Genomic DNA, 25,357 nt, shown 5'->3' on the forward strand with positions numbered 1-25,357 from the left:
TTTGCTGCAAACGATCGCATTAGCGGCCTTCTTTGTGGTCAGGGGAGTTATCCTGCTTGCCAATGGAGCTGCGCATTTGCGTATCAGCCTCGATATTCTTCAAGTTCATATAATCCAAAACGCCGATTTTCCCGCTTCTGAGCGCTTCAGCCATCGCAAGCGGAACCTGTGATTCCGACTCGACTACGCGAGCTTCCATCTCGACGACCTTCGCTTTCATTTCCTGCTCATGCGCGACAGCCATTGCGCGGCGCTCCTCGGCTTTCGCCTGAGCGATCTTCTTATCCGCCTCAGCTTGCTCGGTTTGAAGGTGTGCGCCAATGTTTTTGCCCACGTCTACGTCCGCGATATCTATCGACAAGATTTCGAACGCTGTACCCGCATCAAGCCCTTTGCCGAGCACCGTACGCGATATCATATCCGGATTCTCAAGCACATCCTTATGGGAACTAGCCGAACCGACAGTCGTTACGATACCTTCGCCGACACGGGCAATAATTGTTTCTTCACCCGCACCGCCGACGAGACGTTCAATATTGGCACGTACCGTTACTCGTGCTTTAACCTTTACCTCGATGCCGTCCTTTGCCACCGCCGCAACGATAGGCGTCTCAATAACACGAGGGTTAACGCTCATTTGAACCGCTTGAAGCACATCGCGACCAGCCAAATCGATGGCAGCCGCACGTTCGAATATAAGCGGAATGTTCGCGCGCTGCGCGGCAATCAATGCGTTTACAACGCGGTCAACGTTACCGCCAGCAAGGAAGTGACTCTCAAGCTGATTAATGTTTAGCCCAAGTCCCGCTTTAGTCGCTTTAATTAGCGGGTTAACGATTCTGCTTGGCACAACCCGGCGCAAGCGCATCGCAACGAGCGTAATAATGCCTACTCTAACGCCTGATGCCAGTGCCGAAATCCAAAGCATAATCGGGAAGAAGCTTAGAAATACGGACAGCACGATAATAACGACTACGGCCAAAATCAAAAAGGAAACCAATGGATCCATTTGTCCAACCTCCATGTATTTAAATTGTCAGCTCTATTTTACGATTTCTTTGACGACTACCCAGGTTCCTTCTGCCTTGATAACCTTGACGGAACGATTCGTATCGACGAATTCGCCGGATGTGACCACGTCGATGCGGTTATCGCCGATTAATACTGTACCCGCTGGGCGCAGCGGCGTAATCGTCATCCCCTCGAGCCCTAGAAGTGAATCCTTCACATCAGCAGACAAGTAACCTTGCTCCGTCGTCAGCTTGTCACGCAAAATAAATTTGTTCCAAATGCCGCGTTTTTTGTTCAATCTTACAAATATGGCAATCAGAATGATCGCACCTACAAGAGCGATGACAATCGAGATGAATGCCGTCATCGGATCATTCGCCGCCAGGACTACACCCGCTATGAGCGACGCACTTCCGAGTATGCCCAATATTCCGAAGCTCGGTACAAATACCTCGATAATCAGCAGCGCAATCCCGATTACGAACAGGACAACCGATTCCATCCCCGCAAATCCGGCAACGTAATGGCCAAAGAAATAAAGGCCAAACGACAACAGCCCGATTATGCCTGGAGCGCCAAAGCCAGGAACGAGCATTTCGATGACAATGCCTGCAATGCCTAGGATGAGCAGCACCGTCATGACGATTGGATTGATGAGCCATCTGGCCGCATTTTCGGCAAGAGACGGAGCAACCTCAATCTGCGTGCGGCCATCAAGGCCAAGCCACTTCACCACTTCATTGACAGAAGCAGCCGTATGCTCGGAGTAGCCGACCTTCTCCGCTTCGCTGGCTGTCAGTGTAAGGATCTCGCCCTTAAGCTTGTCTCTGCCAATCTTATCCTTCAAAGGCAGCGTCACATTCGGATCAACCATCGCCGCAGCGATGCTTTTGTCACGCCCCTGCAAGCCCGCCGACTCGGCCATTTCGGAAGTCCAAAATGAGATCGTCTTCGGATTTTCAATCAGATTACCCGATCCATCTACAACCGCAGCGGCACCGATCGTGCTGCCAGGCTGCATGACGATGTTATCTGCATTGAGCGCGATATATGTGCCTGCCGATACCGCCTTGCCTTCAACGAACGCCGTTGTCGGAATTTTATTCTCCCGAATAAAATGGCCGATGCTCTCTGCGTTCACCACTTTGCCGCCAAGCGTATTAATTACGAGAATGACATGCTCTGCTTTCGCTTCCTCTGCCTCTTTATACGCTCTCTCCAAAAACGATTGCAGCCCAGACTCAACTGTTTGCTTTACTGGGATAACATAAACGGCGGGACCGATTTCATTCGCCGCCTTCGCCTGCTCCGCCGGAGTGCCGAACAAGCCTGCAAGCGTCACCAGAAAAATAGCCGTAAGCAGTGCAATAGGTGCGGCGGACAATCTTCTTCGCCATCGGTTCATGTGCAAGAAGCTTCCTCCTTCTTTTCATGTATTGATCCCTACTACGTACAACTGGCCAAAAAGTTTCATTGTTCGCTCTCCATACTATACCATTCGAACCAGAACAAACAAAAAAACACCCCCGTTAAGGGGTGTTTTGTGAGTCCGAATGTTTAGTTAGTTGAGATGTTGCTGTACGAGCTGATTTACTAGTTTACCGTCAGCGCGTCCTTTTGTTTTGGGCAAAAGGGCACTCATAACTTTTCCCATATCGGCTTTGGAAGAAGCACCGAGTTCATGGATGGTCTGCGTTACTATCTCTTGAATCTCTTCTTCAGTCAGCTGTTCGGGAAGGTATTGACTAATAATTTCAATTTCGACCTCAAGACCCGCTACTAAATCATCACGGCCGGCTTTTTTAAATTCTTGGAGGGAATCTTTACGTTGTTTGATTTCGCGACTCAATATATCAAGCACTTCTTTATCGTCCAAAGGACGCTTGAGATCGATTTCCAAGTTTTTCACTGACGCGCGCATCATACGAATTACGGAAAGCTTAAACTTGTCCTGATTCTTCATGGCTTGCTTCATATCGTCGGTCAATCTTTCGCTCAGGTTCATTATGGAAGGATCCTCCTAAAACTTTCTCTTGCGCGCAGCCTCAGACTTCTTCTTGCGCTTCACACTTGGCTTTTCATAATGCTTGCGTTTTTTCACCTCAGCTAGAACTCCATCTTTAGCGATGGAACGTTTAAAGCGGCGAAGCGCAGCATCAATAGTTTCGTTTTTGCGAACTTTAGTTTCAGACACCAGTTTTCCCTCCCTCCGAAACAGACCGTCCAGAGCTATAACACGGTTTATCAAATTTCATTATATGTCAAACCAAAAGGCAGTGTCAACTTTGGATATTTGCCAGCTGCGAAGAAAGTTTTGTTCCCCCTAGCAAATGGATATGCAGGTGATAAACAAGCTGTCCTCCATCGGAATTAACATTGTTGACAAGACGGTAACCTGACTCCGCGATCCCTTGCTCCTTGGCAATCTGGCGGGCTACCGAGAACAGCTCGGCTACGACCGGATCATCTTCATCGGTTACGTCATTCATGGTCGGAATATGTTTCTTCGGAATGATGAGAATATGTACCGGAGCAGCTGGCTGTATGTCGTGGAATGCGAGAATTCTGTCGTTCTCAAAAACCTTCTTCGACGGAATTGCGCCTTCGATTATTTTGCAAAAAATACAGTCCATGTGATTCACCCCCTGTTCAATAACCTTCTCTTATCATAACGAAAAATCGGGAGCGAGTCCAATGGAATACCAGACTGCCGGCTCATGCATTAATTTGATGCGCTTTTCATCGTTTCTTGAAGCTTCGAAACCAGATCAATCCAGTCAAGCCCGCTGGACAAGCGGATTAAAGCGATTCGGTTATCGGCGATGCTGGTATTGAAGCCATTCATCGTTTTAGACATAGCTTCAAAAGAACTTTTTAATCCTGTAGCATAGCTTTGTTCCTCTTCGTTTAGCGCACCGTTGTAGCTTCCTAGTGATTGCAAGCCTTTTTCGGCATTAGCTAAAAAAGCCAGTGTCGATTCCGAACTAAATTTCTCCGGTTCAGCAGATACGCTCGCCGCTTCTTCAGTGAGCTTAGCTACAGCATTTCCTTTTGCCGTTACTCTGCCTGCATCAAATTTTACGTTAAGGCGTTCCTCTAAGCTTTTGCTTTGCAGCATCGCATCAAGCACCGGAATCATTTCATCCACATATTGCTTCGACTCCATGGCTGCCGCAAAAATCTTTTGGCCTTTTACAAAACTATTTTCCTGCTTATGCTGTAAAAATTGTGAGTATAAAAATACATTGCCGATTAAGCTGAATACGAGAATAACAAGTGTAATCGGCAGCGCGATCGAGCGTTTGCCCGTTTGCTGCTGTTCCAACTTCGCAGCCTCCTTTTATGCTTTGTTCGTTTGCTTCAGCTCCACAGACTGTCCGCCGTCAAAGAAAAAGACATGGCACTCATCCACTTTGCGCCCGAGTACGGATTCGATCGCTTCCGCATACAGCTCAAGCTGAAACCTATGCCTCTCTGCCGCTTCTGCCCATTGCTGCCTGCTGATCCGATCCGTCTTGTAATCTAGCAATACGACGCCGCGCTCATCCTCAAACAAGCAGTCGATAACGCCTTGAATCAATATTGGTTCCTGCATTAACGCTTCGCTGGAATCCGGATATACCCGGCTCGCAGGAAACATGCAGCTGAAGGGAACCTCTCTTCGTACCCACTCAGAGGCTAGCAGCCGCTGGCCTAGCTCACTTGTGAAAAACGCGGCGACCGCTGTCAGATCAATCGCCTGCGACTGCTTAACCGTCATTAAACGGCGTTTAATCATGTCGTCGAGCGTTAGTTTCAACCTCTCCTCATCTGCTGGCTCCGTAAGGGATACATGCTGCATGAGCAAATGGTTGACAGAGCCTTTCTCCGCCGCTGTAAGCGACTTCTCTTCCATGAAGCTGGGACGTCGAAGGCGCAAGGTGTAATTAGCAGCCGGAATGGAGAATGGGTCCGCTTGCTCAGCATAATCATTACTCTGCGGCTCCTTCAAAGGAACCGCATCCTCCATTACTTCCGTATGCAGCCTTTTCATTTCGGTAACCGATGTTTTGGCTGCAAGCAGCGCCGCCTCTTGATGCGGATATTGCCATTCCAGCCGGGATCGGAGCTGCCGGTCCTCCTCGACTTGCTCAAGCAAGGACAAGGAAGTTACGGCTTGCAGCCTTTCTTCCTTAGCCAAATCCTCTTGGTCAGGCTCTTCTACCGCCGCGGCGGCTTCCGTGCCGAATATCGAAGCCGATACGATTCCAGCTTGCCACTTCGGCGCGTTCTCGTCCGCCTGCTGCTTTGCCGCGATTTGCCTTGCGGCGAGCGGCCCAAGCCAGTCGATAAAGGATCTTGCGGAAGCCACGCGGAAATCCGGCATTCTGCCATTCGCATCAACTGAAGCCAGCCAGCGCCGAAGCTTTGCTTCCGCGTCCGATACCGTTGCGACAAGATACATTTTTTCCTTTGGCCTAGTCAAAGCAACGTATAGAATCCGCATTTCCTCCGCAAGCATCTCTCCTCGCATTGCCCTTCTAATCGCCAAATAAGGAAGCGTAGGGTAGCTGATACGGAGAGCCGGATCAACAAAGCGGGGGCCAAATCCAAGCTCTTTATGCTTCAGGAAAGCGCTGCGTACGTCCTGCTGATTGAACAGCTTGCCAAGACCAGCCACAAATACGACCGGAAACTCGAGACCTTTGCTCTTATGGATGGACATGATGCGCACGACATCCTCTTGTTCGCCGAGCGCTCTTGCCGTCCCTAGATCGCCGCCGCTATCGCGCATGCGCTCGATAAACCGCAGAAAACGGAACAAGCCGCGGAACGATGTCGCCTCGTATTGCCGCGCACGGTCATGCAGCGCTCGCAAATTCGCTTGTCTTTGCGTTCCGCCCGGCAAGCCGCCTACAAAGTCGTAATAGCCCGTTTCACGATAGATTTCCCACAGCAGATTAGCTAGCGAGCCCTGCCTTGCTTCCTCGCGCCAACGGTCCAAGCTCTCCAAAAACAATGAAAGCTTTCTGCGAGTTTCATCCTCCAGAAGCAAATCTCCAGCCGCTGCAAGCACCGCATCGTAATACGTCGATTTTGCCGATTGGATGCGAATGAGGGCTAACTCTTCCCCATTTAGCGCAAATAAAGGCGAACGCAAGGCTGCTGCCAGCGGTATATCCTGATACGGATTATCGATGACGCGAAGCAACGATAACATCGTCTCTACTTCAATCGCGTCAAAATACCCGCTGCTCAGCTCTGCATATGCCGGGATGCCGCTCCCTTGAAGCTCCTCAATAATGATTGGCGCCCATTGCTGCGTCGCTCGCAGCAGAATGACGACATCTCGCCACTGCATAGGCCTGTTCTCGCGCCGCTTCCCGTCATAGACCTGAAAGCCGCTGTCGATTAAGGCATTCAGCTGCTGCGCGATCCAGCGAGCCTCAAGCTGCGCCGTTTTCAGTTCGGAAGGCGACTCCGCTTGCGTAGCTAAATTGCCTTGGTCGCCATCATCCGTTAGCTCAGAGGTCTCCGCATTTTCGGCATCATCATCCTCGGCGTCATCCATATCCCCTTTGTTTAATACAGCAAACTCCACTTGGAAACGGTCAGCCGGTACCGGATTCGGATAGGAGGCGCCGCATACAAGCTCCGCTCGCTCGTCATAGTCCATCTCGGCCACATTCTCACGCATGATCGCACGGAATACCGCATTTACCCCGTCAACAACCTCTGAGCGGCTGCGAAAGTTGCGCGCCAAGTCAATACGCAGGGCATGAGGGACATCCGTTTCAGTCAGCTTGCTCGTTTCCCGGCGCGAGAGGTAGGATTTGTATTTTTGCAAAAAGAGCTTTGGCTCCGCAAGACGAAAGCCATAGATACTCTGTTTGACATCGCCTACCATAAAACGATTCCCTGCGCCAGGGCGCTCGATTAAGGATACGATAGCCTCCTGCACCATATTGGTATCCTGATATTCATCCAGCAAAATCTCATCGAATTGCTGCTGGAATTCAATCGCGGCTACCGAAGGGGTCATATGCTCCGGCGTCGATGCGGCATCTCGCAAAATCCGCAAGCAGTAATGCTCCAAATCCCCAAAATCAAGCAGCCCTTTCGCACGTTTTGCCGCTTCATAGCCTTGTCCGAATTCAATAACAAGCTCTGCCAGCGCGCGCATCAGCGGTGCCAGCTCCTGGAGCTCCTCCAGAAATTGCCCGGCATCCCTGCCGAACAGCTCCTCCGCAAGCGATGTAATCAGCTTCTTCGCTTGATCGCGCAAGTCCTTCGCTTGCTCCTGCAGCGACTTGTCAAATTCATCGCCGCGCATCGCCTTCAGCTTGCCGAATTGAATCGCTTGAAACGATTCAATCCACCTCTCCCAAGGCTGCGCATGAATCATATCCTCAAGGCTGCGAACAACCTGCAAATCCTCATCGAACGTTGCGGCATAAGGCGCAGGGCCGGCAGGCTGCCGCGTCAAATCCAGCGCTTGATGAAGCAGCGAAGCCGCGCCTTCCAAGGCAAGCTGGATATCGTTCTTTAAGCTGATCACCCATCGGCTGCCTTGAAGGGCTGCCACGTCTTCAACGTCAAATGCTTCCGCTGTCTGGCGCAGCCAATGCTCCGGCCATGGATGGCTTTGCGCAAAATCGTACAATTGCTGTACCAGCCTGTATAAGGGTTCATCGCCGCGCTCGCCGCCATAGCGGTCCGCTAAACGAAGAAACGCCCCGTCATCTCCAGCTCCCTCGTACTTTTGCTCGAATAGCTGATCAAGCACATCGAGCCGCATCAGCTCGCTCTCCGTTTCGTTCGCAATGCGAAAGCCAGGATCCAGTCCGATTAAAGGATAATACCGCCGGATAACATCGAGGCAAAAAGAGTGCAGCGTCGTTATGGAGGCACGGTTCATCAAAGCAAGCTGGCGGCGCAAATGCTCGGAATCCGGTTCACGCTCAAGCTCCTGCTCAAGCGCCAGCCGTATCCGATCCTTCATCTCCGCTGCCGCCGCCTTGGTAAAGGTCGCAACAAGCAGACGGTCGACGTCGGTATGCGCCGAAATTTTTCGAATAATCCGTTCAACCAGCACCGCTGTTTTGCCCGAGCCAGCCGCGGCAGCAACAAGAATGTTGGAGCCGCTAGTGACGATGGCATCCCACTGGTCGTCGGTCCATGTGCTGTTTTCCGGTTTGGGGGAATCCTTTGCCGTGTGCATACTCATCACTCCTTCTCCAGCTGCTGCCAAATCTCTTCCTTAGATGGCTTGCCCAGCTTCCTATATTCGTTTCCTTCGAACTGCGCATCAAACTGGCATACCGCTTTATAGTCACAATACTGGCATGGCGTTTTTGTTCCCATGCGATAAGGCTCAATGGATACCTCGCCCGCTTGGATCGAGCTGCCGATCCGGCTAATCGTGCTTCTGACGGAATGCCTAAGCACATCCCACTGCTCATTCGTAACGACCGAGGAACTGCTGTAGAAGCTTCCGTCACGCTTAAGCGCCACAGGGAGCAGCTCCGAGTAACCTGTCTCTAGTTCATCATCCATAAGCTTTACGGTTTCCGAATCGGCGGTAACGAGGCCGCGCATCTTGAAGCGTTTCAGCAGCTGTCCATTGACCTCGGCTGGACTCATGCTGTTTGTCAGCGCCAGCAGCGGGTTATGAACGTGAAAGTAGAGTACGCCTGCAGGGGACGCAGGCTGTCCAAGCCATGCGGATGCATGCGTTACGAGCACGTCGAGATAAGTCAGCATTTGCAGGGAAAGCCCGTAAGCAACCTCTTCCAGCCGCAGCTGCGTGGAGCTTGATTTGTAATCAAGCACGCGCAGCAATAGACCTTCTTCCGTCTCAGCCGCATCTACGCGGTCAATCCTTCCGATAATCTCCATCACACCGCCGTCTTCCAGCGGAATGCGCAGGGAAGGCAGCGTGCCATCCGGTCCAAAATCAACCTCTGTGCCGACCGGGTGAAACTGCGCTCTGCGCGCGTGCTCGCCCAGCATAAGCGCAGCTTGTCCAACGATCTCTTTCAATTTGCGGGCAATATATTGAAAACGGCTGCTGCTGAGCAAAATTTGCGATTGAAGCTTAGGTGCCAGCTCGTCGACTGTTTGCGAGGCGGCGGCTCTAATCTCGGCTTCAGGCATCTTGCCCCAGCGCTCTCCAAGGCCTGCTGCCATCCGGCTGAGCGCCGCATGGAACAACTGCCCCACGTCGGGTGCTTCCAGGCGGTATAGCTTTCTTTCGCGGAGCTTTAAGCCATGTATCGCAAAATGCTGGAACGGACAGGATACGAACCGCTCCATGCGCGACACGCTAACCTGCAGCCGCGCTCCATAAAGCTGCCTAGCGGTATCCTTCGACAGCAGCTGCTCCTGGTTCTCATAAGTTAAGGAGGCTGTCAGCAGCTGAAGCTTGTGCTGCCATTCCGGCCGAACCGCGAACCAATTGTACATATCCCACCAAAAAGGGGCGATCGTCGCGCCATTTTGCCATTTTCGAATTGCGGCAATTAAATAAGACAACGTTCGCTGCGGCTGCGACACGAACATTCTTTGCTCTGATATCGTCAAGCTTGGAGACGGCTCAGCCGCAACATTCTTTACCGGAATGCCGGGAAAGAGCTGCCTGACATGCCTTACAATCTCTGAGGGAAGCAAGCTTTTGCCTTCCTCGTCTGCTTGCGCCCAGCTTAGCCACAGATGCCGGCTTGGCGTCGTCAAGGCGTTATAAATCATAAACCGCTCATCGAGCAAGCGGCGGCGCACGCCGGGCGCCATCGCTAATCCGTCCTCTGCGAGCCTCTCCCGCTCGGGCTCCGTAAGAATGCCGTCTTCCTTCACTCTCATCGGCATGACGCCATCGTTGGCGCCAAGAACATAACAGACCTGTACATGGCCGGACCTCGTCCGGTCCATGCTTCCGATCAGCACCTGGTCTAGCGCCGGAGGCACCGCCGCAAGCTTCAAGCTGTCGAGGCCAGCCTCAACCATGCCGGCGAACAGCTCAGGAGATACCGACTGCGTACCTGCAAGCTCAACTAACTGATCAAGCAGCAGCATGACGCTGTCCCAGAGCTGGCGGTGGCTTCTGGCCCGCTGCGTCTTCCCATTTTGCGTGTCCTGCAAGCTCCACCGCTCCAAACGATCCGCTGCATCCGAGTGATCGAGCAGGCGGTATAACGCCTCGCACATCTGCTGGACGTTCTCCGCCTTCTTCAGCGCCTCGCCGAAGCGGCGAAGCGGAGGAACTACGGCTTCTCTTGCAGCAAGCACAATATCGAACTCTCGCTGCGCTTTATCGCTGATTTTCGTATCGATTTCCTCGTCATCATCGAGGGAAATCGGAACTAATGGATGCCAGCGCTTCTTATCGAGCCATTTCCAGCCGTCTATGCCTGCCGCTAAAGCGAAGTTTTCGAGCAGATCGAACCACTCGCGCAGCAAGCTGCCATCCATAGGAAACAGCATTTCCGTCTTGACGCAGCGGAACACCGCGTCATACCGCCAGCCGAAGAGCACCGTTTCGAGCGCGGACCGGATAAATTCGACAAGCGGATGATGGACTGCCTTCTCCTTCTGATCGACAAAATATGGAATGCCATAATCGGCAAATACAAGTCCAATATAGTCGGTATAATCCTCGCTATTGCGAACCATCACGGCGATGTCGCGCCAGCGAAGCTCCTCCTTCTGCGCTCTGCGAACGATATCGCGCGCGACTGCCTCAACCTCGGCTCGCCGATTCGCGGCAGCGTGCAGCGATACGCCGCTGCGCCTGTCCTCATGATCCATCATCGCCCGGTCCGCAATCAGCATCGGCACTCGATCGCTATAATGCTTCTCAAGATGGGCGAGCATCGGACTGTTTCTAAAGCGGATGGGAAGGTCAGTTCCCAGCACCGTCGGCTCCTGGACATCGACCTCGTATTTAGCTGCCAGCTCCATCAGCTTGTTATACGTCTCGGCGGTCGGATGAAAGAGCTCAAGCTCATGCGGCAGCTCTCCTAATTCATAAGACCGGTTAAGCGTCAGCGTTACCGTAACCTGCGCCGAGGAAGCAATTAGCGCGCCAAGAGCCTCATACTCGGTTGGCGTAAAGCCATAAAAGCCATCGACCCATATTTGCGCGCCATGCATGGAGGCTGCGTCCGCGAACCCATTTTGCAAATAACGCAAATAATCCTCGGCGTCGATGTACATGCCCGCGAGTTCCTGCTCCATCTGGCTATAAATAAGCTGCAAATCATGCAGTTTACGCTTTAGTAATGTGGACTGCCCCGCACCCGTGTCTGCTGCCTCCTGCCTCTCTTGCAGCAGCTCCGAATCGATGCCATAACGTTTCCACTCCGTTAACAGCTCCGCAAGACGGTCAATGAATCCAGGCTGCTCTGCACCGCTTTGAAACAACTCCAGCTGAGCGCCAAGCCTGTGAACGATCTTATAAAGCAGCATATGCTTGCCCGTATCGCCGATTGGAACAAGCGCTGTCCCTCCCGTTTCCTGCATAACACGAAAGGCCAGACGCCGAAAGCTAAGCGCCTGTGCCCTGATGGTGCCATTCAAATCGCCGCTTTGAAGCAGCGCATATTCCGTTTGGAAGGTTGCCTGCTCCGGAACGAGCATGACGAGCGGCGGCCCGTCCGGCTGAACGCGCAGCTGCTCCCTTATTTCATTCAAGCAATAGGATGTTTTACCGGTTCCCGATCGTCCGATGACAAAGCGAAGCGACATACCCAGCTCTCCCGTCTATCCGTTAATTATCGGTTATTTGCTTCTAACTTCAAAAATCGCGAATTTCAAGTAATGACCTTCGTTCACGCCAAGCAGCTGAGGGTGATCCTTGCCCGCTGCGCGCCACTCGACTAAACGGAGCATCTTGCCTGCATCGACCGCCGCTTCTTGAATCGTCTCCAAAAATAATTCAGGCTTCATATGGTACGAGCAGCTTGCCGTGACAAGGTATCCGCCTTCATTCACAAGCTTTAGCCCTTGAAGGTTAATATCCTTGTAGCCGCGGCATGCGCCCGGAACAGCGCTTTTTGTTTTGGCAAAAGCGGGCGGGTCCAGAATGACGACATCCCATGTCCGTCCAGCGGCGCCTTCAAGCTTCTTCGAGGTATCCACGCCGCCAAGGCCGCGCTGCTTCCGCTCGTCGATTCCTTTAACTTGCGTGCGCAAATACTCAAACGCATCCGCAACGACAAACTCAACGCGGTCTGTAAAGCCATTGCGCTCGACATTGCGCTTCGCTGTATCGATGGCATGCTCCGAGACATCAAGGCAAGTTACCTTCTTAGCGCCATATTTGCAAGCATGCAGCGTGAAGCTCCCGGTATGCGCGAAGCATTCAAGCACAGAAGCGCCGTCCCAATAAGGGAACGTAACGATCTTGCCGTTTGCATTAACGGGAACAAGGTTCGCAGAATCCGCTGCCTTATGCGCCGCAAGTTCGCCCGAGCCTGCCAATCCCGATTCCGCTGCTTCGCGATCTGCTAGGCGAATACCGCTGCGGCCGCCCCAGCCTGTCATAAGCGGTGCGATGGCTGCGCGATTCTCCCGTTGATCGAAGAAATAGCCAGTTTTTTGGCCTTCTACAATATCAACCTCCAGCTTCAAGCCGTTCTCCTCGATTTCAATAATCGATGGACAATCGCCATATAGTACGCCCGTACGCTCCTCCAGCCCTTCAAGCAACCGAACGCTGACGTCGCTGCGCTCATATATGCCTTGCGGCTGGAACACTTCGATTAGCGCTTCTATTAGCGCTTCTCTTCTCGCGTCCATTCCAAGCGTGAGCAGCTGAAGCACCAGCACATTGTTGAAGCGGTCGACAACAAGGCCCGGCAGGAAATCCGCCTCGCCGTAAACGATGCGGCAATCGGCATCTTTTACGAAGCGGCGGCGATGCTCCTGGCACTTTAGAAGCCTGTCGCGGAAAAAGCTAACGTCCATTGCCGCGATCGGTTGATAGGACACCACTCTTACCGTAATCTGCGATTTAGGATTCCAATAACCCGTTGCCAAATAACGGCCTTGATGCGTTACGATATCAACCAAATCTCCGGGCTGCGCCTCGCCTTCCAGCCGATCAATTTCTGTTGCATAGACCCAAGGATGTCCTTGCTCCAGCCTTTTTTTTCTCGCCTTTAGTAGAACTACTTTTGGATTACTCACGATTGTCTCTCTTCCCCTCATTGAGCTTGCTTGTCATGCTTGTCTCGCTGGCGGCATATGTATACTTACGAAATGAACTTTTCACTAACAAATAAGGAGACCGTCTAATGGTTCAAACGATTCTTATTCCGATGCTGCTCGGTTTCGCTGTATTCATGTGCGGCATGAAGCTGATGGAGCTTGCGCTCCACCGATTGGCAGGCCCTTACTTGACCTGCTTCCTTGCTCGTTCTACCGCAACGCCAATCCATGGACTGGTGATCGGCACCGCCTCCACAGCTTTCCTGCAGAGCAGTACGGCTGTAACGGTTATTGCAATCGGCATGGTTAATGCCGGCTTGCTTACCTTCCCTCGTACGCTCGGCATCATACTCGGCACGAATATCGGCACCTGTATAACGACGGAGTTGATCGGTTTAAATTTAAATAAGCTTGCCATGCCATTACTAATGGTAGCCATGTGCACATGGCTTGTCACGGCGTTGTTTGGCGAGATCCGGCTATTTCCGGCCATTCGAAGCGCACGCTGGCTCGATACGCTGCGTTCATCGTCGGTCGTTCTGTGCGGCTTCGGCCTGCTTTTGACGGGCATCACCATGATGCAGGGCGTCGGCCCTGCCGTACAAGATAGCCCTCTGTTTGGATGGTTTCTAGACAAAGCAGACGATAGCTTATGGTGGGGTCTAGCAGCCGGCGCCATACTTACCGCTGCCGTTCATAGCAGCGCTGCCGTCATAGGCATTATTATGGGCTTCGTATCCATCGGAGCTATGCCTATTGAGCTTGGAATCGCAGTCGTGCTTGGCGCTAATATCGGCACATGCGCTACCGCGCTGCTTGCTTCCATTGGCGGCACTAAAGCCGGGCAATATGTAGCATGGTCTCATGTCGTCTTGAACGCTGGAGGCGCCTTGCTGTTCATGCCCTTCATCGGCGAACTCACCCTGCTGTCGGAATGGATCTCTTCGTCCCCGGCAGGGCAAATCGCCCATACGCAGACGATCTTCAACATTCTAAGCTCATTGTTCGCATTGCCATTTTGCTACCTGGGCGCATTTCGCCGGCTGGACCCTGTCCGCTAGCTTAATCCGTTTGCAGCCCTAGCAAATGAAACGCTCCGGCTACGATGCGATGGTTGTTATCGTAGCCCGATTGCTTCTGACGCTTCCACGCCTCTTGAGGATCAAACCAGTCGACGCCGCGAATTTCCTCCACCTGCGCCTGCAAGGAGCCGCCAACGGCTTCCACCAAATAATAATGAACCTCTTTATCTACCGTGCCGTGAGCTTCATGCTCATATTTGTATTTGATTTGGTCAATCGGAGCAATGATCACTCCTTCAAGACCTGTCTCTTCGACAATTTCCCGCAATGCGGTCTGTTCAATCGTTTCGCCGGCCTCCATCTTTCCTTTTGGCAGCGATACTTTTCCATAACGATCCTGAATGAGCTGAATTTGCAGCTTACCTTCCTCGGTGCGGCGGTAAACGACTCCGCCTGCTGAAATTTCCTTCATGTCCGTTTCCCCCTTGCAGCGGTAATGTTTAGTATATGCAGCAAAGGATTCCTCCATCTTTTCCGTAGAAGGAATCGATAAGCAAAGGAATCCCCGTATTTGTGAAGCTTACGTTATGCCCTAATGGCTTCCGGACGCTCAAGCACGAAGCTGTGAAGCTCCATCTCGCTCGACTCAGCAGGGTGATCTTCCATGACGCGGACAAGCTTCGCTCGGCATTCATTGACGCCTGCTTCGGTAATTTTGACGCGGCATAATTTGCCGATCAAAGCCTCCGAGCCGTCAAACACCACTTGAATGTAGTTGTCCGTATAACCCATAACGAGTCCCGTTCCCGGCGCACCCTTGTAATCGCGCTCAGGAATGACGTCAAGCACTTGGCCAACGTACTGCTTCGCGTATGCAAGCTGCATTTTTTCGGAGAGATCAATCAGCTTGTGGACCCGCTCATTTTTGATCTCTTCATCCACCTGCTCCTCCATCCGAGCCGCAGGCGTGCCTGTACGCTTGGAATAAGGGAACACATGCATTTCCGCGAATTTGAGCTCTTCCATGAAGCGGAAGCCGCTCTCGAACATTTCTTCGGTTTCGCCCGGGAAACCAACGATGACGTCAGTCGTAATCGCCACGCCAGGCATCGCCTCATACAGGCGTTTAATCTTAGCGGCAAATTCAGCCGTCGTATATTTGCGACGCATCCGCTTAAGCACGGAGTCCTCGCCGGCTTGCAAAGGAATATGAAGGTGACGGCACATTTTGCTCGAACGGTTCAGCACGTCGATCATCGCATCATCGATTTGACTTGCTTCGATCGAACTGATCCGAATGCGCTCTAGCCCTTCAACCTTGTCCAAATCCCATAGCAAGCTTGTTAGATTGTAATTTTCCATATCATCGCCGTAGCCGCCGGTATGAATTCCGGTAAGCACGATTTCTTTGTAGCCAGCAGCTACCAGCTGTTTCGCCTGCTCTAAGACGCTTTGCGGAGCACGGCTGCGAGAAAGTCCGCGTGACCATGGGATGATGCAGAATGTGCAAAAGTTGTTGCAGCCCTCTTGAATTTTCAAGAACGCGCGCGTCCGCTCGGAGAAATCGGGAACGTCCAGCTCCTCAAAATCGCGCGTTTTCATAATGTTTCTCACGGCATTTACCGGCATGCGGTCGCCTTGAATTTGATTAACGAAGGTCATGATCTTCTCGCGGTCTTGCGTACCGATGACAAGGTCAACGCCCTCAATCGCCATAATTTCTGCTGGAGAGGTCTGAGCGTAACAGCCCGTCACCGCAATAACGGCATCGGGATTGCGACGCACAGCCCGCCTAATGATCTGGCGGCTCTTTTTGTCTCCCGTATTGGTTACCGTACATGTGTTAATTAAATATACGTCTGCGGTCGATTCGAAATCGACCTGCTCGTAGCCTTCGTTTTTGAATAGCTGCCATATCGCTTCTGTGTCATAGAAGTTTACTTTGCAGCCTAGCGTATAAAATGCGACTGTTGGCATAGTAGTTACGCTCCTCCCATTTCTCCGGATTCATATAACAAGCAGGTTAATCCTACAATGCCTGCTGTTTCCGTTCTTAATATTCTTCTGCCTAATCCAACCAACACGGCGCCTGCCGCTTCCGCTTCAGCCGCTTCGCGATCTGTGAAGCCGCCCTCCGAGCCTACGATGAGCAGCACGCTTGGGCTGCTGGCCATATCTGCACGATTGATCCACTCGCGTACCGCGGAGCCAATACCCCGCCCATGAGCGGCATGGCCCTCGCGCTCGAAGCAAAACAGCACCAGATCATAAGAGCCGAACGACTGGATAAGCTCCTTCCAGCTATGTAGCGACTCAATGTCCGGAATCCGGTTGCGATGCGCCTGCTCCGCCGCTTCCTTCGCGATCTTGGTCCAGCGGTCCATGCGCTTGGCTTCCTTCTTGCCATCGTACTGAACGATCATTCGCTCCGATTGGAAAGGCTTGAACGCATAAGCGCCGATCTCTGTCCCTTTTTGAATAACGAGCTCCATCTTATCGCCTTTCGGCAAGCTTTGCGCAATCGTGATTGCCCAATTAGGCTCACTATCCGCGCTTAGCATCTCAACTATCTCAGCCATAATGAGCGTTGGAGAAGCCTCGCGTACCGCGACAAGAGCAGTACGCGACTGTCCGTCGCTGACGATAAACTTATCGCCTGGCTTCGTGCGCATGACTCGGACCGCATGATGCGCATCCTCGCCGATTATGCGGATATCGGAGTCGCCAAACTGCTCCGCCGCTACAAAATATCGTTGCATCGCTCTTGCCTACCACCCTTAAACAAATTCCATCCTTCATAATAGCATGTTTATATTCATGAAATCTATCAGAAACCGTTGCCAATCACCCATGGCTTTTTAAAAGAAGATCTGGTAAACCCATGCGAAGGTGTTGTTCATTAAATCAGCGCCTAATCCTAATATCGGATCAAGCGTAACGCTGCGCAGCGGCGGGATAAACACAATCAACAAAAAGATGAACATTCCCCACTGCACATTTTGATCCATTTTGTACCGAAGCCTTAGCGGCAATAGATCGGCAATAATCCGGTAGCCGTCCAGCGGCGGCAGCGGAATTAAGTTGAAAATAAACAAAAGAAAGTTATACCAAATAAAATAATCAAAAAACCGGTCTACCGCCGCGCTGACGCCAACGGAAGCACTGTCTAGAACGCCGGAGGCGATAAGTGCAACATATATGATAATGCCAAGCGTACCGATAATCAAATTGCTAAGCGGGCCAACAAGCGTCACGATAATGCTCATGACTCTTGGACTGCTGAACTTGCTCGGATTAACCGGAACCGGCTTTGCCCATCCAAAACCGGCGATCAGAATAAGGAGCGTTCCAAGCACGTCTAAATGCACGCGCGGATTAAGCGTAACTCTTCCCGCGTTATACGCGGTGTCGTCGCCAAATTTATAAGCGCTGTAGGCATGAGCGAACTCATGCACCGTAAACGCAATAATTAGTGCCAATACGATAAATGGCAAATCTTCAAGCGGAAATCGCAAAAAGCTTTGTAAGTCCATTAACCCACCTGCGGCTTTCTCGCTACGAATGCGATCCATTCCTCATCGCGGCGTTTCTCTAAAATCTCAAAGCCAGAGCGGATTAGGCCCTCTTCTACATCGGTTTCCTTGTTCTTATATACGCCTGATGCGATATAAATGCCGTTAGGCTTCAGCGCTGCGTACACATCATCTACAAACAGCAAGATGATTTCCGCCAAAATATTCGCAACTACCAAATCGACCGGTACAGTCACAGCCGTTGCTTCTTGTCCGGCGTCAGCGCCCTTGATTACGCCAAGCAAGTCGCTTAAGCGTACTTCAACCTGATCGGATAGATCATTAAGCTTTACGTTCTCCGTTGCGCTGGTTACGGCAATCGGGTCAAGGTCAAGCGCAAGCACGCTTTTCGCTCCAAGTCGGCAAGCTCCGATTGCAAGGATGCCTGAGCCTGTGCCGACATCGATAATTTCTTCTCCGCCTTTAATGACAGATTCCAGCGTCTGCAAGCACAGCGCAGTCGTTGGATGGGTACCCGTGCCGAAGGCCATGCCTGGATCAAGCTCAATAATCCGTTCGTCAGGGCCTGCCTCATACACTTCCCAAGTTGGCTTAATCGTCAGCTTATCCGAGACACGGAGCGGCTTAAAGTACTGTTTCCACGCCGTTGCCCAATCCTCTTCATCTACGACAAGCGCCGAATACTCTACGCTGCCCGGATCGATATTAAATTCGCGAAGCTCCTCAATGCGAGGCTTAAGCGATGCGATAAGCTCATCCGTATTCGTATCTTCGCCAAAATAACCCTTAATGATGGCTTGGCCTTCTGGTATATCGTTAAGCGGCAGCTCATACCATTGTCCAAGCGATGTATCGCGCTGCTTGCTGAGTGTACCCGATTCTTCAATGGATACGCCGCCAGCTCCGAGTTCATGCAAAAAGTTCGATATCATCTCTTGCGCCTCTTCAGTTGTTGAGATCGTAATTTCATGCCATTTCATATGTATTATCCTCCAATGCCAATCGTAAACGGCCATCGCCGACTTCAGTCGGCTAGACAAACGTTTCGCTAGTAAAAACCTAACATCTATTGTACACCAGAGTAGCACCTTTGCACAAAAAAATGACGCAAACGACCTATTGCCGCATTAATGCTTGAATACGTTACAGATACATGCATACAGAATAGGTCAAGCAAAAGAGACTGCAGGCCTTTTGGCCCGCAGTCTCTTTTGGTTAAAAGCTCGTCGTATTCACATTTCCGCCTATTTGCTGAATTAAATGAAGTGCTCGCTCAGCGACAGCTTCATCTACGGTTGCTGTCAGCAGACCGTTATCGAATAATCCGTTCACTTCAATCGCACGGAGCGCTTGCAGCTTGCGCGACGCTTCAAGGGCTGCACCCTCGCCATTAAACGTTGCTTGGATTTCGATTTGGCTCATTATTCCTGCTCGTTGCGCTCATCGGCTGCGGCTGCGCGCTGCGCTGCTTTGCGATCAGCCTCGTCAGCAAGCTCTTCGGAAAATTCAACATCCTCGTTTTTTCCTACAGGCAGGTTGCCAAAGTTTTGTTTCTCCAAGTTGTTTTGATCAGTCATCGTTTAATTCCCTCCGGTTGTTTGTTGATGTATGGTTTTCCTTCCCGAATAGAATATGTTTGTCCACCAAAATCTATACAGCCATAAAAAGAAAAAAAAGGCGTGCCGGGTTATTCACCGCGGAACGCCTTTTTCATTTTATCAAATATAGATTCATGATGCTCATGATCATTCGTTACGGCATCGCCGCTCAGCCCGCCAAATTGGCGAAGAAGATCCTTCTGATCGTCCGTCAAGCTCGTTGGCGTTACGATCGTCACCTTCACGTGCTGGTCGCCTTGACCGTAACCGCGCAATTTAGGAACGCCCTTGCCCTTAAGCCTAAAGTAAGTGCCCGTTTGCGTGCCTGCCGGTACTTTCAGCTTCACTTTCTCCGTTAGCGTAGGAATCTCGATCTCATCCCCAAGCGCCGCCTGTACGAACGTAAGCGGTACCTCGCAATAAATATCGTCGCCTTCGCGTTCGAAAAACTCATGGGATTTCACGCGAATGACAATATACAAATCGCCCGCAGGACCGCCGCGCAGACCGCCTTCGCCCTCGCCCGTCATCCGGATTTGAGCGCCGTCATCTACACCGGCTGGGATGCGAATATTGATTTTGCGCTGGCGCTTCACTTTGCCCGCGCCGTGGCATGTTGTACATTTGTCTTTAATCACGCGGCCTGTGCCGCTGCAATTCGTACAAGCACGGCGGTTGACCATACGGCCAAACGGCGTATTCTGTACAACCTCCTGCTGCCCGCTGCCCTTACATACCGAACAGGTTTCCGGTTTAGTACCCGGCTTCGCACCGTCGCCGTGACAGGTATCACAGGTCTCCGTGCGCGGAATCGTAATTTCCGTTTCTTTGCCGAATACCGCTTCCTTGAACTCGACCGTCATCGTATACTGCAGATCGTTACCGCGCTGAGGCGCGTTCGGATCGCGACGTCCGCCGCCACCGCCAAAAAACATATCGAAAATATCGCCGAAGCCGCCGCCAAAATCCGCGCCGCCTCCTCCGCCCATGCCTTGATTTGGATCAACATGGCCGAACCGGTCATAAGTCGAGCGTTTGCCGTCATCGCTTAGTACGTCATAAGCTTCCTTAACTTCCTTGAACTTCGTCTCTGCATCCGCAGCCTTGTTCACATCGGGATGATATTGACGTGCAAGCTTACGGTATGACTTTTTAATATCCTCTGCCGATGCATCCTTGCCTACACCTAGCACTTCATAAAAATCGCGTTTGTCTGCCACCTGTTCTCACCTCCGCTATCTATCCTATGATTCCATGTGCCTATGCGCGCGAAAGGAGGTCAAAGCCAGGTAGCGCCTGTCTTTGACCTCTCGCTCGCTACACTTTATTTATTATCGTCAACAACTTCGTAATCCGCGTCTACTACATTGTCTTTTCCTTTTGCTGCGCCAGCGCCCGCATCCGGACCCGCGCCTTCAGCTCCTTGCGCCGCTTGCTCGTAAAGCTTCACGGAAAGCTGTTGCACGATTTCAGTCAGCTCAGCTGCGGCTGCGTTGATTTGCTCAAGATCGTCAGTAGCAAGCGCTGCTGTAACTTTTTCTTTCGCAACGTTCGCTTTTTCGATTTCGGAAGCATCAACTTTATCGCCAAGATCTTTAATCGTTTTGTCAACGGAGTAGACTAGTTGGTCAGCGCTGTTTTTTGCTTCAACAAGATCACGGCGCTTGCGATCTTCTTCAGCGTTAAGCTCAGCATCCTTCATCATTTGGTTGATTTCATCTTCACTCAAGCCGCTTGAAGATGTAATCGTAATTTTTTGGCTTTTGCCTGTTCCTTTGTCAAGCGCGGATACGTTAACGATACCGTTCGCATCGATGTCGAAAGTAACTTCGATTTGAGGTACGCCGCGTGGAGCAAGAGGAATATCGTTCAATGTGAAACGGCCTAGCGTTTTGTTGCCGGCAGCCATCGAGCGCTCACCTTGCAAGACGTGAATTTCAACGCCCGGCTGATTGTCCGCATAAGTCGAATACACTTGGGATTTGCTTGTAGGAATCGTCGTGTTGCGGTCGATCATTTTTGTGAACACGCCGCCTGCTGTCTCGATACCAAGCGACAATGGAGTAACGTCTAGCAATACAACGTCTTTCACATCGCCAGTAAGAACGCCCGCTTGTACGGCAGCGCCAAGAGCAACAACCTCATCCGGGTTAACGCCTTTGTGCGGATCTTTGCCGATCAATTTTTTAACCGCTTCTTGTACCGCAGGAATACGCGTAGATCCGCCTACTAGTACAACTTTATCGATATCGCTGGAAGACATGCCAGCATCGCTAAGCGCTTGACGAGTAGGTCCAAGCGTACGCTCAACCAGTCCAGCAGCAAGCTCTTCAAATTTCGCGCGAGTTAGGCTTAGCTCCAAATGCTGAGGAACGCCGTCAACCATCGTAATAAATGGAAGCGAGATCGCGGATGTCAATGTACCGGAAAGCTCTTTTTTCGCTTTCTCAGCAGCATCTTTCAAACGTTGAACCGCTGCTTTATCTTTGGAGAGGTCAATGCCTTGGTCTTTTTTGAATTCAGCAACGAGGTGGTCGATGATCACTTGGTCGAAGTCATCGCCGCCCAGCTTGTTGTCGCCGCTTGTTGCTTTAACTTCAAAGAAGCCGTCGCCAAGCTCAAGAATGGAAACGTCAAACGTACCGCCGCCAAGGTCATAAACAAGAATCGTTTGGTCTTCTGTTTTCTCAAGGCCGTATGCAAGTGCAGCAGCAGTCGGCTCATTCACGATACGAAGTACTTCAAGACCAGCGATTTTACCAGCATCTTTTGTTGCTTGGCGCTGGCTGTCATTGAAGTATGCAGGAACGGTAATAACCGCTTGGGTTACCGTTTGACCTAGGTAAGCTTCCGCATCAGCTTTCAATTTTTGCAAAATGATTGCTGAAATTTCTTGCGGCGTATAATCTTTGTCATCGATTTTTTCTTTGTGGTTCGTACCGATGTGGCGTTTGATCGAGCTGATAGTACGATCTGGATTCGTGATCGCTTGGCGTTTTGCCGTTTCACCGACGACACGCTCGCCGTCTTTCTTAAAGCCTACAACCGAAGGGGTTGTACGGTTGCCTTCTGGATTCGGGATAACGACTGCTTCGCCGCCCTCCATTACTGCTACGCAAGAGTTTGTTGTACCAAGGTCAATACCAATTACTTTACTCATAGCTATAGTTCCTCCTACATTCATTTGTATTTTTACGCAAAATAAAGCTTTTTGTATTCAAATCTATTAGTGAAGTCATAAGCGTTAGCCGCTAACTTTAACCATGGCTGGACGCAAGACTTTATCTTTCAAAATATAGCCCTTCTGTACTTCCTCCACAATAATGCCTTCCTCATGCTCGTCGGATTCAACCTGCATAATGGCTTGGTGGAAATCAGGGTTAAACGGCTCACCAACAACGTTCATTGCTTTAAGGCCTTCCTGCTCGAGCGTCTGCTCCAGCTGGCGGAAGATCATATCCACGCCCTTTGCGAGCGATTCAAAATCACCGTTAACCGATGCCGCAGCAACTGCGCGTTCAAAATTATCTACAACCGGCAAAAGCTGACCGATCAGCTTCATCGATGCGTATTGTCCTAGTTCTTCCTTTTCCTTCAACGTGCGGCGGCGGAAATTGTCGAAATCCGCTTGCGCCCGTAGGTATCGCTGCTGGTTCTCTTCCGCTTGCTTCACAAGCTCCGCATAACGTGCGTCTTCCTGAGTTTCCTCATTTGCCGTTTCCTCGAAAGCCTGTTCTGATTGCTCAGCAGATACTACTTCTTTTGCAGCCTCAACTGCTTCATTATGTTGTTCTTTCGTACTCATGCAATCACCTCCTTAAAAGTTTACGAAGTAAACTTGGCATCGTAAGCTTCGGTATAAACACTATTTATACCAGCGGCTTAGAAGAACCGCCATATCCTTGGATATAATATCCAAAAGACTAATGACTTTGCCGTATTCCATTCGTGTAGGTCCTAGAATGCCGATCGTTCCCAGCGATTGGCCATCAATGGCATAGGTTGCTGTGATTAGACTGCAATCGCTAATTGCCTTATGGTCATTTTCTGTCCCGATACGTACTTGTATACCTGACGGAAGGCCGGTAAACATTTTCATAATGGCTGGTGTCTCATCAAGTAAATCCAAAATCGTCTTAACTTTGTCAACGTCCTTAAACTCAGGCTGCGTCAGCATATTTGTCGTACCGCCAAGAAATATGCGATGCTCATCCTCGTTCTGCAGCGCATGGTCCAGCACCTGAAGCAGCTGTTCATAATGATCAACATGCCGCTCAAGCTCTTGCCCAACTTCGGTGTAAAGCTTCGACCTTAGGCGAATTAGCGGAACGCCAACAAGCCTCGTGTTCAAAATGTTAACGACCTTTTCCATATCCTCCATTTTGAGGCCCTCTGGAATTGAAATCGTCCGATTCTCAACATGCCCGGTGTTCGTCACGATAATGGCAACTGCCGAGGTTTGGTCCAGCGGCACTAGTCCAAAATGTTTAAGTGACGTACTGAACATTTCCGGTCCAAGCAAAATGGATGTATAATTGGTCAAATTGGAGAGGATCATGGCGGTTTGCTGAATGACCTGCTCCATTTGGTTCATTTTGTCCGTAACGAAAGAGCGGACCATGCCAATGTCGTTCTCATCCACTTCGTTAAGCTTTACTAAATGGTCGACATAATAACGGTAGCCTTTCGTGGAAGGGACACGCCCTGCTGACGTATGCGGCTGCTCTAGGAAGCCAAGCTCCTCAAGATCCGCCATTTCGTTGCGAATGGTAGCCGGACTGAAGCCAACGTCGCCGCGCTTCGAAATACTGCGTGAGCCGACCGGTTCAGCCGAGCGAATATAATCATCCACAATTGCATGCAAAATCATCCGTTGTCGTTCCGTCAGCATTCGAATTCCCCCTACGTAAATGTTAAATCCGTTATTTCGGTTTACCATCGTTAGCACTCAATACAATCGAGTGCTAATCATTACTACAAAAATACCAAACCAGCTTGTCGATTGTCAAGTCGGTTCGGCATTTTTGTCGCCTATTTTATAAACGTCTCATTATACTTTATGCACTCTTCCTGCTTCGTCGACTGCAAATTTCTCTCTTCTAACCCGGTTAGCGCCTTGATAAAGCTCAACGATTCGATTCGGAGAAACAGAGTCATCTATAGTTACTTTCCAACCGTTCGTGTTTAGCAAAGCGAATACCTCGTCAAATTCCATTGCTTTAAATCCGTAAAATCCGCTTAATCCCGCCCATTTCTTCAGCAGCACCGTTGTGACATGCTTCAGCTTATCTTCTACCGCTACGATTTGATCTTTTTTTTGGCTCATTTTTTATTTCTCCTCTATATGACAATAAACATCTATCTTGACTATATACCAAAACGCATGACATTACTATCAACGAGTTCGGACAAAGTACCTTTTGGCCTATCGCTGCAAAAAACCACTTTCCCATTAGCCGCATACAAGCGCTAAGGGATAGTGGTTTTATTTTTCAAGCAGAATCGCTCGGATTGCTTCATTTGCACTCGATTTAGAACAGCATCTTTAATACGGCTATTTCATCGCAGGCAAGCTGCTTCGGACAATTGACGCAATCTTTCCATACTTTTTCGGGGAAAATTTCTTTGTCTACAACCTTGAAGCCATTTTTCTCAAAAAAGGAAACGGCATACGTCAAAGCCATAATTTTCGGAATCTGCTGCTCTCTTGCCTGTTCGATCAAAGCGTCCACCAGCTTGCTTCCGATTCCGACGCCTTTGTACCCCTCAGACATGCCCAGCGACCGAATCTCTACTAAATCCTTGCCCAGTCTTGTAAGGGAACCGCAGCCGACAACCTCGTCCCCAATCTCCGCGACGACGAATGTATCTATCATATATTCGAGCGCTTCCCGAGTGCGAGGCAGCATAATGCCTTTCTCGGCATAACCTTTAATTAATTGAAACAATGTCTCGATATCGCCTGATGTCGCTTTTCTACATACGACCTGCAATGCCTGCATTTGTG

23 protein-coding genes are annotated in these 25,357 nt (G+C 50.8%); 1 reads left to right on the forward strand and 22 read right to left on the reverse strand.

The features are described 5' to 3' along the window. Nucleotides 1–19: 19 nt before the first annotated feature. The 9 genes from floA to ADU23_RS28345 form a co-directional block, all read right to left on the reverse strand. Entirely contained in the window at nt 20–1,009 is a 990-nt protein-coding gene (gene floA, locus ADU23_RS28305; RefSeq protein WP_053376822.1) for a flotillin-like protein FloA, read from the reverse strand. Between the two features lie 33 nt (nt 1,010–1,042). Then, nucleotides 1,043–2,416 (reverse strand): NfeD family protein, encoded by a 1,374-nt coding sequence (locus tag ADU23_RS28310; protein ID WP_053376823.1) that lies wholly within the window; start codon nt 2,414–2,416, stop codon nt 1,043–1,045. 156 nt (nt 2,417–2,572) lie between these two features. Further along, nucleotides 2,573–3,016: a GatB/YqeY domain-containing protein gene (locus ADU23_RS28315; protein WP_053376824.1), complete on the reverse strand. Its 444-nt coding sequence runs from the start codon at nt 3,014–3,016 to the stop codon at nt 2,573–2,575. 15 nt (nt 3,017–3,031) lie between these two features. Next, the gene (rpsU, locus tag ADU23_RS28320) at nt 3,032–3,205 is read right to left on the reverse strand and encodes a 30S ribosomal protein S21 (RefSeq protein WP_005547957.1); all 174 of its coding nucleotides are present in this window, start codon (nt 3,203–3,205) and stop codon (nt 3,032–3,034) included. Nucleotides 3,206–3,290: 85 nt separating this feature from the next. Next, nucleotides 3,291–3,644 carry a histidine triad nucleotide-binding protein gene (locus ADU23_RS28325; protein ID WP_053376825.1) on the reverse strand — a complete coding sequence of 118 codons (354 nt, stop codon included), beginning with the start codon at nt 3,642–3,644 and terminating at the stop codon, nt 3,291–3,293. Between the two features lie 89 nt (nt 3,645–3,733). Next, nucleotides 3,734–4,336 (reverse strand): hypothetical protein, encoded by a 603-nt coding sequence (locus ADU23_RS28330; protein WP_053376826.1) that lies wholly within the window; start codon nt 4,334–4,336, stop codon nt 3,734–3,736. 15 nt (nt 4,337–4,351) lie between these two features. Beyond that, the gene (gene addA, locus ADU23_RS28335) at nt 4,352–8,212 is read right to left on the reverse strand and encodes a helicase-exonuclease AddAB subunit AddA (RefSeq protein WP_053376827.1); all 3,861 of its coding nucleotides are present in this window, start codon (nt 8,210–8,212) and stop codon (nt 4,352–4,354) included. A gap of 5 nt (nt 8,213–8,217) precedes the next feature. Beyond that, on the reverse strand, nt 8,218–11,733 hold the full coding sequence (gene addB, locus ADU23_RS28340; protein ID WP_053376828.1) for a helicase-exonuclease AddAB subunit AddB: 3,516 nt from the start codon (nt 11,731–11,733) through the stop codon (nt 8,218–8,220). A gap of 33 nt (nt 11,734–11,766) precedes the next feature. Continuing rightward, nucleotides 11,767–13,176, reverse strand: coding sequence for a class I SAM-dependent rRNA methyltransferase (locus ADU23_RS28345; RefSeq protein WP_231637550.1), 1,410 nt, complete (start codon nt 13,174–13,176; stop codon nt 11,767–11,769). A gap of 107 nt (nt 13,177–13,283) precedes the next feature. Between ADU23_RS28345 and ADU23_RS28350 the strand changes: the two genes are divergently transcribed. After that, nucleotides 13,284–14,258: a Na/Pi cotransporter family protein gene (locus ADU23_RS28350; RefSeq protein ID WP_053376830.1), complete on the forward strand. Its 975-nt coding sequence runs from the start codon at nt 13,284–13,286 to the stop codon at nt 14,256–14,258. A 1-nt stretch (nt 14,259) separates the two neighbouring features. On the opposite strand, the gene ADU23_RS28355 is transcribed toward ADU23_RS28350, so the two are convergent. The 13 genes from ADU23_RS28355 to ADU23_RS28410 form a co-directional block, all read right to left on the reverse strand. Continuing rightward, nucleotides 14,260–14,691 (reverse strand): NUDIX hydrolase, encoded by a 432-nt coding sequence (locus tag ADU23_RS28355; protein ID WP_053376831.1) that lies wholly within the window; start codon nt 14,689–14,691, stop codon nt 14,260–14,262. 113 nt (nt 14,692–14,804) lie between these two features. Further along, the gene (gene mtaB / locus ADU23_RS28360) at nt 14,805–16,196 is read right to left on the reverse strand and encodes a tRNA (N(6)-L-threonylcarbamoyladenosine(37)-C(2))-methylthiotransferase MtaB (RefSeq protein WP_053376832.1); all 1,392 of its coding nucleotides are present in this window, start codon (nt 16,194–16,196) and stop codon (nt 14,805–14,807) included. A gap of 5 nt (nt 16,197–16,201) precedes the next feature. Then, a complete protein-coding gene (locus tag ADU23_RS28365) occupies nt 16,202–16,978 on the reverse strand; it encodes an RsmE family RNA methyltransferase (protein WP_053376833.1) in 777 nt (258 codons plus the stop codon). A gap of 99 nt (nt 16,979–17,077) precedes the next feature. Continuing rightward, on the reverse strand, nt 17,078–17,752 hold the full coding sequence (locus ADU23_RS28370) for a site-2 protease family protein (RefSeq protein ID WP_053376834.1): 675 nt from the start codon (nt 17,750–17,752) through the stop codon (nt 17,078–17,080). Beyond that, nucleotides 17,752–18,732 (reverse strand): 50S ribosomal protein L11 methyltransferase, encoded by a 981-nt coding sequence (gene prmA, locus ADU23_RS28375; RefSeq protein WP_053376835.1) that lies wholly within the window; start codon nt 18,730–18,732, stop codon nt 17,752–17,754. Before prmA ends, ADU23_RS28370 begins: the two co-directional genes overlap by 1 nt. A 235-nt stretch (nt 18,733–18,967) precedes the next feature. Continuing rightward, a complete protein-coding gene (locus ADU23_RS28380) occupies nt 18,968–19,174 on the reverse strand; it encodes a hypothetical protein (protein WP_053376836.1) in 207 nt (68 codons plus the stop codon). Continuing rightward, nucleotides 19,174–19,329 carry a YfhD family protein gene (locus tag ADU23_RS32515; protein WP_082311237.1) on the reverse strand — a complete coding sequence of 52 codons (156 nt, stop codon included), beginning with the start codon at nt 19,327–19,329 and terminating at the stop codon, nt 19,174–19,176. The genes ADU23_RS28380 and ADU23_RS32515 overlap by 1 nt, the downstream gene beginning before the upstream one ends. A 110-nt stretch (nt 19,330–19,439) precedes the next feature. Further along, nucleotides 19,440–20,570: a molecular chaperone DnaJ gene (dnaJ, locus tag ADU23_RS28385; RefSeq protein WP_053376837.1), complete on the reverse strand. Its 1,131-nt coding sequence runs from the start codon at nt 20,568–20,570 to the stop codon at nt 19,440–19,442. 104 nt (nt 20,571–20,674) lie between these two features. Beyond that, nucleotides 20,675–22,510, reverse strand: coding sequence for a molecular chaperone DnaK (gene dnaK / locus ADU23_RS28390; RefSeq protein WP_053376838.1), 1,836 nt, complete (start codon nt 22,508–22,510; stop codon nt 20,675–20,677). Between the two features lie 84 nt (nt 22,511–22,594). Continuing rightward, nucleotides 22,595–23,155 (reverse strand): nucleotide exchange factor GrpE, encoded by a 561-nt coding sequence (grpE, locus tag ADU23_RS28395; RefSeq protein ID WP_053376839.1) that lies wholly within the window; start codon nt 23,153–23,155, stop codon nt 22,595–22,597. 60 nt (nt 23,156–23,215) lie between these two features. Next, nucleotides 23,216–24,241 carry a heat-inducible transcriptional repressor HrcA gene (gene hrcA, locus ADU23_RS28400; RefSeq protein WP_053376840.1) on the reverse strand — a complete coding sequence of 342 codons (1,026 nt, stop codon included), beginning with the start codon at nt 24,239–24,241 and terminating at the stop codon, nt 23,216–23,218. Nucleotides 24,242–24,400: 159 nt separating this feature from the next. After that, nucleotides 24,401–24,676, reverse strand: coding sequence for a hypothetical protein (locus ADU23_RS28405; RefSeq protein ID WP_053376841.1), 276 nt, complete (start codon nt 24,674–24,676; stop codon nt 24,401–24,403). 205 nt (nt 24,677–24,881) lie between these two features. After that, nucleotides 24,882–25,352, reverse strand: a complete 471-nt coding sequence (locus ADU23_RS28410) for an N-acetyltransferase (protein WP_053376842.1) — start codon at nt 25,350–25,352, stop codon at nt 24,882–24,884. Nucleotides 25,353–25,357 lie beyond the last annotated feature (5 nt).

The sequence above is a fragment of the Paenibacillus sp. FJAT-27812 genome (assembly GCF_001273905.1).
Taxonomy (GTDB): domain Bacteria; phylum Bacillota; class Bacilli; order Paenibacillales; family Paenibacillaceae; genus Pristimantibacillus.

Bases quoted from the DNA above. Each gene is read 5' to 3' on its own strand.
- floA (WP_053376822.1), bottom strand. From the start codon at position 1,009: ATGGATCCATTGGTTTCCTTTTTGATTTTGGCCGTAGTCGTTATTATC.
- ADU23_RS28310 (WP_053376823.1), bottom strand. From the start codon at position 2,416: ATGAACCGATGGCGAAGAAGATTGTCCGCCGCACCTATTGCACTGCTT.
- ADU23_RS28315 (WP_053376824.1), bottom strand. From the start codon at position 3,016: ATGAACCTGAGCGAAAGATTGACCGACGATATGAAGCAAGCCATGAAG.
- ADU23_RS28325 (WP_053376825.1), bottom strand. From the start codon at position 3,644: ATGGACTGTATTTTTTGCAAAATAATCGAAGGCGCAATTCCGTCGAAG.
- addA (WP_053376827.1), bottom strand. From the start codon at position 8,212: ATGCACACGGCAAAGGATTCCCCCAAACCGGAAAACAGCACATGGACC.
- addB (WP_053376828.1), bottom strand. From the start codon at position 11,733: ATGTCGCTTCGCTTTGTCATCGGACGATCGGGAACCGGTAAAACATCC.
- ADU23_RS28350 (WP_053376830.1), top strand. From the start codon at position 13,284: ATGGTTCAAACGATTCTTATTCCGATGCTGCTCGGTTTCGCTGTATTC.
- ADU23_RS28355 (WP_053376831.1), bottom strand. From the start codon at position 14,691: ATGAAGGAAATTTCAGCAGGCGGAGTCGTTTACCGCCGCACCGAGGAA.
- mtaB (WP_053376832.1), bottom strand. From the start codon at position 16,196: ATGCCAACAGTCGCATTTTATACGCTAGGCTGCAAAGTAAACTTCTAT.
- ADU23_RS28365 (WP_053376833.1), bottom strand. From the start codon at position 16,978: ATGCAACGATATTTTGTAGCGGCGGAGCAGTTTGGCGACTCCGATATC.
- ADU23_RS28370 (WP_053376834.1), bottom strand. From the start codon at position 17,752: ATGGACTTACAAAGCTTTTTGCGATTTCCGCTTGAAGATTTGCCATTT.
- prmA (WP_053376835.1), bottom strand. From the start codon at position 18,732: ATGAAATGGCATGAAATTACGATCTCAACAACTGAAGAGGCGCAAGAG.
- ADU23_RS28380 (WP_053376836.1), bottom strand. From the start codon at position 19,174: ATGAGCCAAATCGAAATCCAAGCAACGTTTAATGGCGAGGGTGCAGCC.
- ADU23_RS32515 (WP_082311237.1), bottom strand. From the start codon at position 19,329: ATGACTGATCAAAACAACTTGGAGAAACAAAACTTTGGCAACCTGCCT.
- dnaK (WP_053376838.1), bottom strand. From the start codon at position 22,510: ATGAGTAAAGTAATTGGTATTGACCTTGGTACAACAAACTCTTGCGTA.
- grpE (WP_053376839.1), bottom strand. From the start codon at position 23,155: ATGAGTACGAAAGAACAACATAATGAAGCAGTTGAGGCTGCAAAAGAA.
- hrcA (WP_053376840.1), bottom strand. From the start codon at position 24,241: ATGCTGACGGAACGACAACGGATGATTTTGCATGCAATTGTGGATGAT.
- ADU23_RS28405 (WP_053376841.1), bottom strand. From the start codon at position 24,676: ATGAGCCAAAAAAAAGATCAAATCGTAGCGGTAGAAGATAAGCTGAAG.
- ADU23_RS28410 (WP_053376842.1), bottom strand. From the start codon at position 25,352: ATGCAGGCATTGCAGGTCGTATGTAGAAAAGCGACATCAGGCGATATC.